We start from the raw sequence: 16,339 nt of genomic DNA, 5'->3' as shown, positions 1-16,339 counted from the left end.
CCCGGATATCGCCCTGGAGAGGAGGAACAGCATGATCGACGGCATCGACGCCAGCCAGCCGGCCTGGTTTTACGACTTCGTGTCGCCGTTTTCGTATCTGTTGCTGGAACAGCAGGAAAAGTGGCCCGGCTTCGATTTCGTGCCGACGCCCGTGCTGCTTTCCGAGCTATACCGCCACTGGGGCCAGCCGCTCAGTTCCGCGGTCCCGGCCAAGCGCGTCTTCACCTACCGGCACGCGCTGTTTCGCGCCGAGCAGCTCGGCATTCCGTTCAAGATGCCGCCCGCTCACCCGTTCGACTCGGTCAGGCCGATGCTGCTCGCCATCGCGGCGGGCGGCGAATTCGCGTGCGTGCGCGAGATCTTCCGCTTCATCTGGCGCGAGGGGCGCGACCCGTCGAGCGACGAGGGCTTCGAGCAGCTTTGCGAGCGCGTGGGCATTCCGCACGGCGAGTCGCTGATCGAGGAAGAAGCCGTGCGCGCGCAGTTGCGCCGCAACACCAACGACGCGATCGCGATGGGCGTGTTCGGCGTGCCGACGTTCTGGATGAACAAGCAGCTCTTCTGGGGCGAGGACGCCTTGCCGATGGTGCTCTACTGCGCGCGCAGCCCGAACTGGCTCGACTCGCGCGAGGTCAAGCGCATCACCACGCTGCCTTCGGGGCTCCCGAAGCCGGTTACCGAGTGACGGGCAGCGCGCGGAACCCTCCAGCGCGCGTCCTTCTGATGCCGGTCATGCCGTGCGCCCTATGGCGGTAGCGCGCGAGCAGGCTTATGGTTATGGCTGAATCCGTGCGCGCAGCGCTGTTCGTCTGCGCGCACGCGCCCTTGCCCGCCACACCCCATGGACGACGATAACGCCCTCACCCTCGACATCTGGCTGGTGCGCGTGCTGCGCACGCTGCTGGTCGAGCGCAGCGTCACGCAGGCCGCGCTGCGCCTGAACCAGACCCAGCCCGCCATCAGCACGGCGCTGCGCCGGCTGCGCGAGATCCTGGGCGATCCGATCCTCGTGCGCGGCAAGGCCGGCATGGTGCCGACCGAGTACGGCGAGTCGCTGCTGCAGCACGCACAGCGCGTGCTGCGCGACGTGGAGTTCGTGGCCACGCCGCACGGCGACTTCGACCCGGAGCGTTCGAAGCGCACGTTCCGCCTCGCCGCCCCCGACTACCTCAACGACTTCTTCATGCCGACGCTGATCGCGCGCTTTCGCGAGACGGCGCCGGCGGCGCGGCTGGAAATCCTCTCGCTCTCGCCCACACTCGACCATCACGGCGCGCTGGACGCGGGCGAACTCGACATCGTGATCGGCAACTGGCCGAAGCCCGAGGCGCGTTTCGCGCGCAGCGACCTCTTCTCCGACAAGGTTGTCTGCATGATGCGCGCGGACCATCCGCTCGCGCGCCGCGAACTCACGCGCGAGGCATATCTCGCCGCGCCCCATCTCGCGCCCACGCCCTATACGGGCTCGCATGCGAGCGCGATCGATCTGGGGTTTGCGAAGGCGAAGGCCGAGCGCCGCATCGTCGCGACGCTGCCCTACTTCGGGCTCGTGCCGCAGGTCTTGCTGCAATCGGATCTGATCTTCACGACGACGCGCCGCTTCGCGCAGCATTACGCGAAGCTCATGCCCATTGCCGTCGTCGAGACGCCGTTCGCGTTTCCGCGCATTCACTGCTATCAGATGTGGCATCCGCAGCCGGACCGGCCGAGCGATCTGGGATGGCTGCGCGGGTTGATCGAGGAGGTGTCGGGATCGCTGACCGCCGAGCGCGGCACGAAGCGCGCCGGCGCGAAGAGGGCCGCGAGCGCGGCAAGCGAAGCGACGCCCACACCGCCGCTCGAAGCGGCTTGAACCAAAACAAACGGGCGCGCTCGTCATCGAGGCGCCCGTTTCGCTTGCGCGGCGCGTGGAATCAGGCGCGCTCGAGCGCGACCGTTCTCACCACCGCCGGGCGCTGCGCCACCCGCATCTGCATGAGTTGCGCGGCGACCGCCACCGCAATCGACGAAGGCGCCTTGTCGACGATCCCCGTCACGCCGATCGGGCACGTCATCTCGTCCATGCGCCCGCTTTCCACGCCGCGCTCCATGAGGCGCCGCTCGAACTTCACGCGCTTCGTTTTCGAGCCGATCAGCCCGAACCACGCGAAATCGCGCCGCCGCATGATGCGCTCGGTCAGCTCGAAGTCGAGCGCGTGATTGTGCGTCATCACGAGGAAATACGCGCCCGCCGGCGCTTCGTCGACGATGGCCGCCGGCGTGTCCGTCGCTTCGATCTGCACGTTGGCGGGCACCTCGTCCGGGAACAGCTCGTCGCGCTCGTCCACCCATTGCACGACGCACGGCAGCATGCCGAGCAGCGTGACGAGCGCGTGGCCCACGTGGCCGGCGCCGAACAGCACGATGTGCATCGGCCCGTAGTGCGGCACCGGCGTGCTGCGGCGGCCGATGATCACGCGCCCGGTTTCGTCGACGCGCACGCAATGTTCAGGATGGCGATTCATTTCCCAGCCCCCTCGCGCGCCATCGCCCGCACCGCGCGCACGCCCTTGAGGATTTCCTCGGCGGTGGCCGGCGCATTCATCGGCGGATTGAAGCGGTAGTCGGCCACGCTCGCCACGGCGTCGCGGATTGCGAAGAACACCGAGAACGGCAGCAACAGCGGCGGCTCGCCCACGGCCTTCGAACGATGGATGCTGTCCTCCGCATTGCGGTTCTTGAAGAGCCGCACGTTGAATTCGGCAGGCGTGTCGTTCACGGTCGGAATCTTGTAGGTGGACGGCGCGTGCGTCATGAGCTTGCCGTCCGGCTTCCACCACAGTTCTTCCGTGGTGAGCCAGCCCATGCCCTGGATGAAGCCGCCTTCCACCTGGCCCACGTCGAGCGCCGGGTTCAGCGACGCGCCCACGTCGTGCAGTGCATCGGCGCGCAGCACGCGCATTTCGCCCGTGAGCGTGTCGATCACGACTTCCGAGACCGCCGCGCCATACGAGTAGTAGTAGAACGGCCGCCCGTGCAGCGTCGCCTGATCCCAGTACAGCTTGGGCGTCGTGTAGAAACCATCGGACCAGAGCTGGACGCGCGCGAGATAGGCCTTCGACACCAGCGTCTCGAACGGCACGATCGTCTCGCCCACGATCACGGAGTCGTTGGCGAAGCCCACCTCGGCGGCGCTGATTTCGCCCTTGCCGTAGGTCGTCGCCGCCAGCGCGGCGAGGCGCTGGCGCAGCTGGCGCGCGGCGTCCTGCGCCGCCTTGCCGTTCAGGTCGGTGCCAGTCGATGCCGCCGTGGCGGAGGTGTTCGCGACCTTGCTCGTGTCCGTCGCGGTCACGCGCACACGGCCGAACTCGATGCCCAGTTCATGCGCCACGACCTGCGCGACCTTCGTGTTCAGGCCCTGGCCCATTTCGGTGCCGCCGTGGTTCACGAGCACCGAGCCGTCGGTGTAGATGTGAACGAGCGCGCCCGCCTGGTTGAAGTGCGTGACGTTGAACGCAATGCCGAACTTGACCGGCGTGAGCGCAATGCCCTTCTTGAGCACATCGTTGTTCGCGTTGAATTCGCGAATCGCGGCGCGCCGCACGTGATAGCCGCTCGTTTCCACCAGCTCGTCGATCAGCTCGTGAATGACGTTGTCCTCCACGACCTGGCCATAGGGCGTCTCGTTGTTCTGTGTCTTGCCGTAGAGATTGCGGCGGCGCACGTCGAGCGAATCGAGGCCGAGCGAGCGCGCCACATCATCCATGATGTACTCGATCGCGAACGCGCCCTGCGGGCCGCCGAAGCCGCGGAACGCGGTGTTCGACTGCGTGTTGGTCTTGCCGCAGAAACCGGCGATCGACACGTCGGGCAACCAGTAGGCGTTGTCGAAGTGGCAAACGGCGCGTGTCATCACCGGGCCGGACAGGTCGGCGGAAAAGCCGCAGCGCGAGGTCATGTCGACCGACACGCCTTCGATCGTGCCCTGGTCGTCGTAGCCCACTTCGTACGTGTAGTGGAAATCGTGGCGCTTGCCCGTGACCATCATGTCGTCGTCGCGGTCGGGGCGCAGCTTCACGGGGCACAGGAGCTTCCAGGCGGCGAGCGCGGCGCAGCAGGCGAAGAGGCCCGACTGCGATTCCTTGCCGCCGAAGCCGCCACCCATACGGCGGCATTCCACGAGCACGTTGTGCGAGGCGACGCCCAGCACATGCGCAACGAGGTGCTGCATCTCGCTCGGGTGCTGGGTGGAGCACCACACGTGCATGCCGTCGTCGTCCTTCGGCACCGCGTAGGCAATCTGGCCTTCGAGGTAGAACTGCTCCTGGCCGCCCAGCAGCATCTCGCCTTCATGCCGATGCGCGGCGCGCGCGGCGCGCGTGGACGCCTCGCCGCGCGCAAGCTTCATCGGCGGCAGCACCGACTGCTGCGCGGCGCGCGCCTGCTGCGCCGTGAGCACGGCGGGCAGCTCTTCGTACTGCACCTCGGCGCGGCGCGCGGCGAGGCGCGCCGTATCGTGCGACGTCGCCACCACGATGAACATGGGCTGGCCCACGTACTGCACGACGCCATCGGCGAGCACCGGATCGTCGTGGATGATCGGGCCGCAGTCGTTCACGCCGGGAATGTCCTCGGCGGTGAGCACCGCCACGACGCCCGGCGTCGCGCGCACCTTGGCGAGGTTCATCGAAACGATGCGGGCGTGCGGCTTCTGCGAAAGCCCGAGCGCGGCGTGCAGCGTGCCGGCCACGACCGGAATGTCGTCGGTATAGGTGGCGCGGCCGCTCACGTGCAGATGCGCGGATTCGTGCGGGCGCGAGACGTGCACTTGCGCGAAGGGCTCGCGTGCCTTGAGTTCGTCCAGGAACGGTTCGGCTTGCTGGTTCATTGTTTCGTTCTCCGTATGTCTTTTCCGATTCCTGAACGGCTCAAGCGGTTTCTGCGGCTACGTTGCGCACATTGAGCGCTTGCGGCGCAAGCGGGTTGTGCGGACGCGTTTCGAGCCAGAAACGGTACAGCGTGTTCTTCGCGGCTTCGAGGCGGTAGTCGCTCGTCGCGCGCATGTCGGACAGCGGCGCGTAGTCCTTGGCGAGCGCGATCATCGCAGCCTGGGCCGTGGCTTCGTGCCATTGCGCATCGGCGAGCACGCCTTCCGCGTGGCTCGCGCGCTTCGGTGTAGCCGCCATGCCACCGAACGCAATGCGCGGCTCGCGGATCACGTCGCCATCGGCGATATAGGCGTAGGCGGCGCACACGGCCGAGATGTCCGAGTCGAAGCGCTTCGAGACCTTGTAGGTGCGAAAGCGCAGGTTCGCGCGCGCGCCGGTGCGCGTGGGCGCCTTGAGCGCGAGCACGAACTCGTGCTCGGCCATGTCCTTCTTCTGGTAGGCGAGGTAGAGGTCTTCGAGCGGCATCTCGCGTTCGATCTCGCCGCCACGCAGCACCACGCGCGCGCCGAGCGCGATGAGCCCCGGCATCGAGTCGCCGATGGGCGAGCCGTTCGCGACGTTGCCGCCGATCGTGCCCGCATTGCGGATGGGCAGCGAGGCGAAGCGCTGCCACATCTCTTCGAGTTCCGGATAATGCTTCGCGAGTTCCGCATAACCGCGCTCGACGCTCACGCCCGCACCGATCTCGATCCATGCGTCGCTCACGTCGATGCGGCGCATCGCATCGACCTGGCCCACGTAGACGATGTCGCCAAGTTCACGCATCTGCTTCGTGACCCACAGTCCGATATCGGTGCTGCCCGCGAGAATGCGCGTGTCGGGGCGCGCGGCCTTGATGGCGGCGAGCGCGTCGACGGTGCGCGGCGCGTCGTACTGCTGGCCGCGGCTCTCGTAGTGGAAGGTGTCCTGGCGTTCGAGCGTGGCGAGCGTCTGGGCGAGCGCCTTCACGTCGATGGGCTGCTTCGGCGCATCGGCCTTGAACATCCGCTCGGCGGCGTCGAGGATCGGCCGGTAGCCCGTGCAGCGGCACAGGTTGCCCGTGAGCGCATTGGCGATCTCGTCGCGCGACGGCACGCTGCGCGCGCCCTTCGCCGCACAGGCGTGGTTGGGCTGGCCCGCGTGCTCGTGGCCATGCTTCTCGTAGAGCGCCCACATCGACATCACGAAGCCCGGCGTGCAAAAACCGCACTGCGAGCCGTGGCAGTCGACCATGGCCTGCTGCACGGGGTGCAGCGAGCCGTCGGGCTGGCGCAGGTCTTCGACGGTGAAAAGCGCCTTGCCGTCGAGCGTCGGCAGGAACTGGATGCAGGCGTTGACGGCCTTGAAGCTCACGCCGCCCGCCTCGTTGCGCTCGCCCACCACGACCGTACAGGCGCCGCAGTCGCCTTCGGCGCAGCCTTCCTTGGTCCCGGTGCAGCGCGCGTCTTCGCGCAGGTACTGGAGAACGGTGCGAGTGACGCCCGCGTCGCTGACTTCGCGAATCGCGTTGCGATGGTAAAAGCGGATCGGCTGGCTCATGGTTTCTGGCTCGTCGTTGGCTGCGGCTCGCAAAAGGCGTGTGCCGCTCGAGTGGACGGTTCGAAAACTATCACTGCCAATATTGGCAACCCATAGCTACAGGAGCATGGGGGATATATCGTTGAATCGATAAATCGCCGTGCTGCAGTGCGGCTGTGCTTATGTTGAAGCGTCTCAATTGCGCGATTTCACAGCCGACTTGCGAATATCGGACAGATTCGACTGATGATTTACCCGTTTAAATGCCGATTTCCCAGCACGAACGGTCGGACCGGCACGGCGCCATTGCACCAATTGTCGCCAACGTCGCGCAATCGCAATGGATCTTCGCGACTGGGCTATCGGTTGCAAAAGGCCGTCATCAGCGCAGAAAACGCGTGTTCCGCCGGCCGGAACAGCTTTTCAGTTTCTGCATAAAAACCGGTTCCATGGGACAATCACGCCTTTCCCGCCGTTTTCCATCCGCATTTTCCCCATGTCCGCTGATTTGGCGCCCCCGCGCAAAGCCGCGTCGACGACCCTGCAGATCATTCCGGTCGTCTTTTTCACCTTCCTCTGCTACCTTACGATCGGCATTCCCCTCGCCGTGCTGCCGGGTTACGTGCACAACGACCTCGGTTTCAGCACCGTGGTGGCGGGCGCCGCCATCAGCGTGCAGTACATCGCCACGCTCTGCTCGCGCGCGCTCGCGGGCCGCTCGGCCGATACGCTCGGCCCCAAGAAGACCGTGACGATCGGCCTGACGATCTGCGGCGCGAGCGGCGTGCTGCTGCTGCTCGGCACGCTCGTCGATCACTGGCCGGGCCTCTCGCTCGCGCTGCTGGTGGTGAGCCGCCTGTTGCTCGGCTGCGGCGAAAGCCTGTGCGGCACCGGCGCGATCCTCTGGGGCATCGGCCGCGTGGGCACCGCGCACAACGCGAAGGTGATTTCGTGGAACGGCATCGCCACCTACGGCGCACTCGCGATCGGCGCGCCGCTGGGCGTCGTGATGGCGCACGCCCTCGGCTACTGGGTGCTCGGCATTTCGGTCATCGCGTTGGCCGCGCTCGGCTTCTGGCTCGCGCGACCGATCGCGCCGGTGCCGATCGTGCACGGCGAGCGCATGTCGTACCGCAGCGTGTTCACGCGCGTGCTGCCGCACGGCATCGGCCTCGCGCTCGGCTCGGCGGGCTTCGGCTCCATCGCGACCTTCATCACGCTGTTCTACGCCGCGCGCCATTGGCCCAACGCCGCGTTCACGCTCACGGTGTTCGGCCTGATGTTCATCGGCGCGCGCCTGTTGTTCGCCAACACCATCAAGCGCTTCGGCGGCTTCCGCGTCGCCATCGTCTCGTTCTCGTGCGAATGCGCGGGCCTCTTGCTGCTGTGGCTCGCGCCCACGCCCCAAGTCGCGCTCGCGGGCGCGGCGCTCACCGGCTTCGGCTTCGCGCTCGTCTTCCCCGCGCTCGGCGTCGAGGCGGTCGGGCTCGTGCCGCCCGCCAGCCGCGGTGCGGCGCTCTCGGCCTACTCCGTGTTCCTCGACCTCTCGCTGGGTATCACCGGCCCGCTCGCAGGCTACGTGGCGAATCTGTTCGGCTATGGGTCGGTGTTTCTCTTTGCAGCCATCGCGGCGGCTTCGGCCGTGGCGCTGTCGGTTTCGCTTCATCGCAAGAGCGTGCGTGCGCGCGCCGCGCAGGGCGCACAACACGCGAGCGGCGCGAGCGCGCCCGCCGGGCAACGAGCCGAATAAAGAAGGTTTCTCGCGGATTTCCGGGGAGCGACGACTACGGTCTTTCAGTCATCTGGACCGGTCGGGGAGTGCGGCACGCGTGTCACGCGCCGACGCTTTCCTCAAATTCGAATAGCGCGCCCTCATGAGCCTCGAGCATGGTGCGTACCTCGGGCAACGCACGGCGAACCATCGGGCGCGCAGACCTCGGGAGATCCGAGCAGGCGAGCTCGATATCGCCGCTTCTGTGCTCGCCGAGCATCGCGAGCATCACGCACGCCTGCTGGATATCTTTCTGCGACTTGACCCGCATGTTGGTGCGCAAGCGTGAAACGAGGATCTTGTGGATCGCGAAGCGTGCGGGGTCCGGCACGCGAACCGGCACCGCGCCGTGCCTTGAAAGCAGCGTGCCCATGTAGGACTGGCCGAGCAGGTAGGCGAGATAAGGCATGCCGCTCGCATGCGCACCGAGCTCCGGAACGGCGACGGTCGGAAATCTGTTGTCCTTCGAGGGCACAAGCAGATCAACGTGAAAACGCGTCCGACCCGCCTGCTTGAACGACGTGGACGGATCGCCCCTGTTGAACCCCGGCACCGGCACGAAGTCGATTCCCGTCTCTTTCAGGATTTCGAGCAGGCCGCCCGAAGGTACCCCCTGCAGCGCGAGCTGGCGGGCGCGCGCGATATCGATGTCCTCGGTCTCGTAGGCAAGCGCCTTGATGCCAAGGCTGTTGAGCAGAACCGCATACGCGTGAGAACCCACGAGCACCGCGCCGGCCTGGAAAAGTCCGTAGTTGTGGAGGACTGCCATAGTCGCGTAGGTCTTGTTGTCGGCAATCTGGAAACCGAGCTTCGCGAGCTCCCGGATGCGGCTGATGAGGTCTTTGGACTGCTCGATCTGTGTCATCACCGCAGCGACGCGTTCGTCGGCCGCCGGATCGCCCTTGGGTCCGCCAAGACTCTCCTGCTGCCGCTTGCCCTCCGCGTTCATGAACTGCCGATAGTAGTAGACAGCGTTCCCGCGATGGTGCTCGGTGATCGTGCCCGGCGCACCCACGAGAACCCGCCCCTGGCTGGCGGCAGCCTGCTCGACGTTCGCGTACTGGGAGCAGAATGCCTGATCGTGTCGCTGGTAAAGAGGTAGTCCGTGCATGCCAGAGAATTGCAGTAATTTTTTGAATTTTACTGCAAACGGTGAAGCCGTGATTGCAGTAATTTTATGAAAATTACTGCAATGACCATGAGATGCCTCGCGGCCGGGAGCCCTCGACTGTCCGACTGTCCAATACGCCAGGCGAGAGAGCCCTACCCCGGAACTCTGCGAAGAACCATAAAAAAACCGCACCCGGCAAACTGAACTGCACGCCGGATGCGGCCCGGACTTCAAACGTATCGAGGCTCGAGGCGGCTGCGCGCCGCCTGCGCTTACTTCTTCACCGCAGTCGGATCGAGGTTCTTGCCCGTGGCCTCGTTATACCGCTGCACATATTCCTCGGTGAGCTTGCGCACCGCGCGGCCGATCTTGCGATAGTCCGACTCGTTGAGGTTCGCGAGCGACACGCGGCCCGACGGATGCGGTGTACCGAAGCCCTTGCCCGGCAGCAGCACCACGCGTGCTTCCTCCGCGAGACGGAACAGCAGTTCGTTGGGCTTGACCTGCTTGAGCAGCCAGTCGACGAATTCGCGGCCGAAGCGCTTCTCGCCCATGTATTCCATGTCGAGGATCGTGTAGTAGTCGACCTGGTTCGGATCGCCCTCGCCGTAGGGCACGCCCATTTCCTCGAAGAGCGCGCGCTTGCGGTTGCGAATGAGGCGCTTGAGCGCGTTCTTGTACGCGTCGGGCGTGTCCATGAGCGAGAACAGCGAGAACAGCACCATCTGCACCTGTTGCGGCGTCGAAAGACCCGCCGTGTGGTTCAACGCGACGGTGCGGCTGTCGGCCACCAGACGGTCGATGAACTTGAGCTTGTCCGGCTCCGTCGTGATCGACTCGTAGCGCTTGTGCAGTTCCTTCTTCTCGTCCTTCGGCAGCTTTGCGAGCGTGTGGTCGAGCACGTTGTCGCGATGCGTGGCGATCGCACCCAGACGCCAGCCCGTCGCGCCAAAGTATTTCGAATAGGAGTACACGAGAATCGTGTTTTTCGGCGCGAGCGCGAAGAGCGAGACGAAGTTGTCGGCGAAGGTGCCGTACACGTCGTCGGTCAGGATGATGAGGTCCGGACGCGCTTTCACGATCTCGGCGATGTACTCGAGGCTCGCGTCGTCGATCTTCACCGAAGGCGGGTTGCTCGGGTTCACGAGGAAGAACGCCTTGACCTTCGGGTCGCGCAGCTTGTCGAGCTCCTTGTTCGAGTACTGCCAGTTGTTTTCCACCGTGGCGTTCAGGTGCACCACGTTGAGCTGGTAGTCGTTGAGTTCCGGAATCTCGATGTACGGCGTGAAGATCGGCATGCCAAGCGCAATGGTGTCGCCCGCCTTGATCAGGAAGTTCTCGCGCATCGTATTGAAGATGTACGTCATGGCAGCCGTGCCGCCTTCCACCGCGAACACGTCGAACTCGCCGACGAACGGATGCTTGCCGATCATCTCGCGGCGCAGGTACTGGCCGACGATGATCTCCGAAAGCTTGAGCATGCGGTCCGGCACCGGGTAGTTGCAGGCGAGAATGCCTTCGCACATCTCATAGAGGAAATCGCCCGCCGAGAGCCCCAGCTGATCGCGCACGTACGACACCGCGCCCGCGAGGAACCTGATGCCGGGCTGCCCCTTGTTCTCGCGCACGAACAGGTCGAAACGCTCGACGATGCCGTCGCGCTGCGGGAAGCCGCCCACGCCCTCGGGCATGTAGGCAAACGAGCGCTCCGACTCGCGCATCGCGAACAGGCCGAGTTGCCAGAAGCCGTGACGCGGAATCGTGGCGAGGAAGTTGGGGTTGCCGCGGCCCGCGTTGAGCATCGCGAGATTGGCAGGGCGCGCGGTCGCGCCGCCGCCGGCCGCCTTGATGAGTTCGTCCTTCAGCTCGAACGGGCTCAGTGCATCGAGACCCGACTTTTCTTTCGCGCCGCTACCCTTCGCTTTCGTTGCCATGGTGTTCTCCATTGGAAGACGTTGCGTGTGCCGCGCGCTTTTTTCCTCGCGCAGCACACGTTGGATGCATGTCATGCAAGACCGACCACGAGCGGCCCGAGCAGCGTGAGCAGCACGTTCGCGATCGCGTAGGTAATGGCGAACGGCACGGTGGGCACCGCGCTCTCCGCCTTGTCGAGAATGCCGCCGAAGGCCGGGTTCGCACTGCGCGCGCCGGACAGCGCACCCGCCAGAATGGCCGCGTTGTTGTACTTGAGCACGTAGCGGCCAAACAGCATCGTGAGAATGAGCGGCACGATCGTCACCACTACGCCGAGCAGGAAGATCGTGATGCCGCTTTGCTTGATCGTCACGACGGCCTGCAGGCCCGAGTTCAGCCCCACCACCGCGACGAACGCCGCAAGCCCGAAGTCCTTGAGCAGTTGCGACGCCGCGGGCGGCATCACGCCGTACATGGGGTGCTTGCCGCGCATCCAGCCGAACACGAGACCCGCGAGCAGGCAGCCGCCGCCCGAGCCGAGCGTAAGCGGAATGCCCGCCACGTTCACCACGATCAGGCCCACCAGCAAGCCGAGCACGAGGCCCACGCCCATGTAGATGAAGTCGGTCTTGTTGCTGTATGCGAGTTCGTAGCCGGCGGCCTGCACGGCGCGTTTCGTATCCGTTGCGGTGCCATAGATCGTCACCACGTCGCCGTGCTCGAGCTTCGTTTCGGGCAGCAGCGGCACGGGCTGGCCCACACGCTCGATCTTTTCGATGTACACGCCATGACGCAGATCGCGGTCGACGTTCTTGCGCACTTCGGCGATCGTCGTGTGGTTCATGCCCTTCTTCGTGAAGACGAGCTGGCGCGTTTGCATCACGAGGCTCATGCCGCCCGAGTCCGGCACTTCCGGCCCGATCAGCGCACCCACTTCGACCATCTGCTCGCGGCGGCCCACCACCAGCACGACATCGTCGCGGCTCAGCACGAAGTCGGGGGTGGCGTCGAGCAGCTTGCCCGCGCGGCGAATCTTCTCGACCGCCACCAGGTCGCTCTCGGCCAGCTCGATCTGCTTGACGGTCCTGCCCGCCGCGTTCTCGACACGGAACACACGCCCGAACAACTCGGGCAGCGCCGTGATCTGGCCCGGCCCCGCGGCGGCGTTGCCGCCCGACATCTCGCGCTCGGCGTCCGCGGAAGCATCCTTGAGACTGCGGCCCATGAACTTCGGCAGGATGTTCACGCAGACGATGATCGCGCCGAGCGAGCCGAACACGTAGGTGACGGCGTAGCCGATCGCGACGTCGGCCTGCATGGCCTTGACCTGGTCGGGCGGCAGCCCGAGGCGCGCGATCGCGTCGCCGGCCGTGCCGATGATGGCCGACTGCGTCATGCCGCCCGCCGCGAGACCGGCCGCGAGGCCCTTGTTGAGGTGAAAGAGCTTCGCGCAAATCAGCACGGTGGCGAGACCCGCCAACGCCATGAACACCGCCATGGCGATTTCGCGCAGCGTCTTGCGGTTGAGCGAGTTGAAGAAGCCCGGGCCCGAGTCGTAGCCCACGGCATAGATGAAGACGGCGAACATCACCGACTTCACGCCGTTGTCGACGGTCACGCCCACCTGGCTCACGACGACGGCCGCGAGCAGCGAGCCGCCCACGCCGCCTAACTGGAACTTGCCGAAGTTGATCTGGCCGATCCAGTAGCCTACCGCCAGAGAAAGAAATAGCGCGATTTCCGGGGATTTGTGAAAGATGTCATGCAACCATTCCATCGTGTCCTCGCTTTGGAAAGAACCCCGTTGCTGCCGGGGATGGCCGGCAATGGAACACCGCCGGCCAGATCGAGCCGAAAACACCAGCCAAGATTCGTCAGCCAAACTTCGCCGCGAGCCCTACCACCACGGGGCCCATGAGCGGCAAGAGGATGTTCGACAGCGCGTAGGTGATCGTGTAGCCGATCACGGGAGTCGAGTTGCCGGCTACGCCGACGAGCGCACTGATCGCCGGCGTGCTGCACTGCTGGCCCGCAATGGCGCCGAGCAGCATCGGCGCTTCGAGCTTGAGGAACATGTGCCCGATCCACAGTGAGAGGAGCCCGGGAATCAGCACCATCAGAATGCCGGCGAGCGGCAGCGCGAGACCGTACTCGCGCACGAGCTTGATGGCGTCGGGGCCGGCGGAAAGCCCGACGGCCGCGATGAAGGTGGCGAGACCAAAGTCCTTGAGCACCTGCGCGGCGGCCGAGGGCAGCGAGCCCACCAGCGGGTAACGCGAACGCAGCCAGCCGAAGAACAGACCCGAGAGCAGGCACCCGCCGCCCGTGCCGAGCACCAGCGTGACGCCGCCCACGTTCACGCCGAAACGCCCGATCATCATGCCGACCAGCACGCCGAGGCCCAGATAGACGAAGTCGGTCTTCCGGGTGTGCTGGATCACGTAGCCAAGACGCTTCGCGCCGCGCGCGACGTCACTGGGCGTGCCGACCAGCGTCAGCACGTCGCCGCGATGCACGACCATGCCGGGCAAGGCGGGCACCGTGTTGTCGAGCCGCGTGATTGCGCCGACGTAGATGCCGCGGCCCGCTTCCGGCGCGGCGCGTTCGCGCATTTGCGCTAGCGTGAGGCCGTTGACGTCGCGCTGCGTGACCATCACGTCCACGCGTCTGGCGAGCAGCTTGAACAAGCCCTCGCCCGGCATCTCTTCGCCAAGACTGCCTGCCGCTTCGATCACGGCTTCGCGGCGCCCGGCGATCAGCACGATGTCGCCCGCCTGCAGCACGGACTGCGCGTTGGCGTCGAGCTGGCGTCCATCGCGCAGCACGTATTCGATCGTGAGGTTGTTGCCAAAGCGCGCCTCGAAGGCGGCGACTGCGGCGCCGGCTGCGGGACCCACCTTGAACGCACGACCTTCGAGCGGCGCGAGCGCGAGACGCTGCCCTTCGTCGAGCGCGCCGTCGCCGCCGAGCTTGCGATACAGGCGCGCGGCCTCTTCGCGCAGGTTCACGCGCAGGATCAGCGGGGCGATCTGGCTCGTGAAGAGCACGATGGTGACGAGGCCAAAGAGGTAGCTCACGCTGTACGCGGTCACGATATGCGCCTGCAGCGTGCTCACCTGGGCGTCGGTGAGGCCGAGCCGCGTGATCGCCTCGGAAGCCGTGCCGATCACGGCCGATTCGGTCGCCGCGCCCGCGAGCAGGCCCGCCGCGGTGCCCGCATCGAGCTTCATCACGACGACCGCGATCATGATGAGCGCCATGACCGAGACGATCTCGACGATCGAAAGAAGTCCGTAGCGCCAGCCACGACCGACGTTCGCGAAGAATTGCGGACCGCCCGTGAAGCCGAGCGCAAAGATGAAGAGTGCGAAGGCAATGTTCTTGAGGTCCGGCGAGAGGCGCGCGCCGGTTTGCCCGAGCACGAGCGCGACGATCAGCGTGCCGCACACGCCCCCGAGGGAGATCGGGCCAAAGCGGATCGAACCGATCAGATAACCGAGCGCGAGGCTCACGAACAGGGCAATCTCGGGTTGCGACTTCAGCAATTCGACGATCATGTCTGGTCTGCCGATTTACGTTGTAGTTAGCCCGAAAGCGTGCTCAAAAAACGAGCGGTAATGCACATTAAATAACATGCAGCGCTAATTCCCGGTCGTTATTTTCCCCACGCGCAACAATTCATTCACGCAGAAAAATCATCAACGTGTGCTTAATGCCGGCTTGTAAATGACGGGGAATTCACCGACCGCAATGACTCACAATTCGCCGCAGGCAAAGGGCGGGCCGCCATGAATCTGGCAGTTCTGACAGATTTCCGATGCTTGCGTGAATTACGCAAACAGGTTATCCGCAATGCACAATATTTAGATAGTGGCAAAAACGCACAACGCATTCCTCACTCAATACATGCCGATTGCGTATTGGATCTTTTACAAGTAAGAAATGCTGCCGTGTGTTGAGATAGATATTGTAATTCTCACGGACTGTCAATATTATTTTTGTTAGATTCCCGCAGTCGTCGATCGCAGTAGTTCATTCGAGGCACATTGACCATAACAACGCGACACGCCGCTTCGCTCCTCAACTTCGCCAGCAGTTGCAGTGTCCCTCAACCGGTCCATGCATCGAGCATACGAGGCTACACATGAACCAGATACACGCCATGCGCGTCTTCGTCAGGGTTGCGGAAACCGAGAGCTTTCGTCGCGCCGCGCAGCAGCTCGACGTCTCCAACGCGCTCGTCACGCGCTCCGTCGCGATGCTCGAGGCGCACCTGAATACACGCCTCATCAATCGCACCACACGCAATCTCGCGCTGACCGAGGCAGGCCAGCGCTACCTCGAAGGCTGTCGTTGCGTGCTGGAGGAACTCGATCATCTGGAGCGCTCACTGGCGCACACGGAAAGCGAGCCGAGCGGCACGCTGCGCGTGGTGGCCGCGGGTGCGCTCTCGCTCGCCACGCTCACGCCGCTCATCGACGGTTACCGGCGTCTGTATCCGCGCGTGAACGTGCGCCTCACGCTCGCCGAACGGCCCGTGGATCTCATGGAAGACGGCTTCGACGTGGGCATCGTCGGCGCCACGCCCGCACGCAACGGCGAGTGCGTGGAACGCGCGCTCGGCACCACGACGTTCGTCCCCTGCGCGGCGCCCGCGTGGCTCGCCGAGCACGGCGAGCCGCATACGCCTGAGGAGCTCGCACAGTGCGCGGCGGTCGCGCTGCCCCCCGAGGAGCGCAGCGCGACGTGGCAGTTCGCGAAGCCCGGCGAGCGTGCCCGGCAGGTCACGCTGGAGCCCGGCTACGCCGTCAACAACATGCTGATGGTGCGGCTCGCCGCGCTGGCCGGCATGGGCGTGGCGGTCGTGCCCGCGCCGCTCGTCGCCGACGACTTTACCGCGGGCACGCTGCGCCGGCTGCTGCCCGACTACGACATCGACGATCCCGACTCGCGCATGTCCATCGTCTATCCGAGCCGCCAGTATCTGCCCGCGAAGACGCGCCGCTTTGTCGACTACACGGTCGAGCATTTCGAGCATGCACGTCATGCATCGCCGGTGGCGGCGAGTTCCAATGGCGCACCGAGCCGGCCGCTGAGCGTGGCATGAGCACACACATC

Annotated in this window: 12 protein-coding genes; 5 read left to right on the top strand and 7 right to left on the bottom strand. The window is 65.3% G+C overall.

All coding sequences use genetic code 11. The features are described 5' to 3' along the window. Positions 1-31 precede the first annotated feature (31 nt). Together AB4Y42_RS29145 and AB4Y42_RS29140 are read left to right on the top strand one after the other, a co-directional pair. On the top strand, positions 32-685 hold the full coding sequence (locus AB4Y42_RS29145; protein ID WP_368696062.1) for a 2-hydroxychromene-2-carboxylate isomerase: 654 nt from the start codon (positions 32-34) through the stop codon (positions 683-685). Between the two features lie 156 nt (positions 686-841). Continuing rightward, on the top strand, positions 842-1,852 hold the full coding sequence (locus AB4Y42_RS29140) for a LysR family transcriptional regulator (protein ID WP_368696061.1): 1,011 nt from the start codon (positions 842-844) through the stop codon (positions 1,850-1,852). Positions 1,853-1,913: 61 nt separating this feature from the next. Here the strand turns inward: AB4Y42_RS29140 and xdhC are convergent, their stop codons facing one another. From xdhC to xdhA, 3 genes are read right to left on the bottom strand one after another with little or no spacing between them, the layout of a single operon-like run. Then, entirely contained in the window at positions 1,914-2,504 is a 591-nt protein-coding gene (xdhC, locus tag AB4Y42_RS29135) for a xanthine dehydrogenase accessory protein XdhC (RefSeq protein ID WP_368696060.1), read from the bottom strand. Beyond that, positions 2,501-4,867, bottom strand: coding sequence for a xanthine dehydrogenase molybdopterin binding subunit (gene xdhB, locus AB4Y42_RS29130; RefSeq protein ID WP_368696059.1), 2,367 nt, complete (start codon positions 4,865-4,867; stop codon positions 2,501-2,503). The genes xdhC and xdhB overlap by 4 nt, the downstream gene beginning before the upstream one ends. Before the next feature lie 40 nt (positions 4,868-4,907). Then, a complete protein-coding gene (xdhA, locus tag AB4Y42_RS29125) occupies positions 4,908-6,446 on the bottom strand; it encodes a xanthine dehydrogenase small subunit (RefSeq protein ID WP_368696058.1) in 1,539 nt (512 codons plus the stop codon). A gap of 475 nt (positions 6,447-6,921) precedes the next feature. Here xdhA and AB4Y42_RS29120 point away from each other — a divergent pair, with 475 nt between their 5' ends. Beyond that, positions 6,922-8,175, top strand: coding sequence for an MFS transporter (locus AB4Y42_RS29120; RefSeq protein WP_368696057.1), 1,254 nt, complete (start codon positions 6,922-6,924; stop codon positions 8,173-8,175). A gap of 82 nt (positions 8,176-8,257) precedes the next feature. Here the strand turns inward: AB4Y42_RS29120 and AB4Y42_RS29115 are convergent, their stop codons facing one another. From AB4Y42_RS29115 to aspT (AB4Y42_RS29100), 4 genes are all read right to left on the bottom strand, one after another. Further along, entirely contained in the window at positions 8,258-9,307 is a 1,050-nt protein-coding gene (locus tag AB4Y42_RS29115; protein WP_368696056.1) for a GSU2403 family nucleotidyltransferase fold protein, read from the bottom strand. A gap of 272 nt (positions 9,308-9,579) precedes the next feature. After that, positions 9,580-11,241 carry a bifunctional aspartate transaminase/aspartate 4-decarboxylase gene (locus AB4Y42_RS29110; RefSeq protein ID WP_368696055.1) on the bottom strand — a complete coding sequence of 554 codons (1,662 nt, stop codon included), beginning with the start codon at positions 11,239-11,241 and terminating at the stop codon, positions 9,580-9,582. 71 nt (positions 11,242-11,312) lie between these two features. Further along, positions 11,313-12,998, bottom strand: a complete 1,686-nt coding sequence (aspT, locus tag AB4Y42_RS29105; protein WP_368690280.1) for an aspartate-alanine antiporter — start codon at positions 12,996-12,998, stop codon at positions 11,313-11,315. 97 nt (positions 12,999-13,095) lie between these two features. Further along, on the bottom strand, positions 13,096-14,778 hold the full coding sequence (aspT, locus tag AB4Y42_RS29100) for an aspartate-alanine antiporter (protein ID WP_368696054.1): 1,683 nt from the start codon (positions 14,776-14,778) through the stop codon (positions 13,096-13,098). A gap of 231 nt (positions 14,779-15,009) precedes the next feature. On the opposite strand from aspT (AB4Y42_RS29100), the gene AB4Y42_RS29095 reads away from it, so the two are divergent. Further along, entirely contained in the window at positions 15,010-15,180 is a 171-nt protein-coding gene (locus AB4Y42_RS29095; RefSeq protein ID WP_368696053.1) for a hypothetical protein, read from the top strand. Positions 15,181-15,365: 185 nt separating this feature from the next. Beyond that, positions 15,366-16,328, top strand: a complete 963-nt coding sequence (locus tag AB4Y42_RS29090; RefSeq protein ID WP_368690278.1) for a LysR family transcriptional regulator — start codon at positions 15,366-15,368, stop codon at positions 16,326-16,328. Positions 16,329-16,339: the final 11 nt, after the last annotated feature.

It is taken from the genome of Paraburkholderia sp. EG286B, from assembly GCF_040965655.1.
Taxonomy (GTDB): domain Bacteria; phylum Pseudomonadota; class Gammaproteobacteria; order Burkholderiales; family Burkholderiaceae; genus Paraburkholderia.
This window is presented reverse-complemented; position numbering and strand designations above follow the sequence as displayed.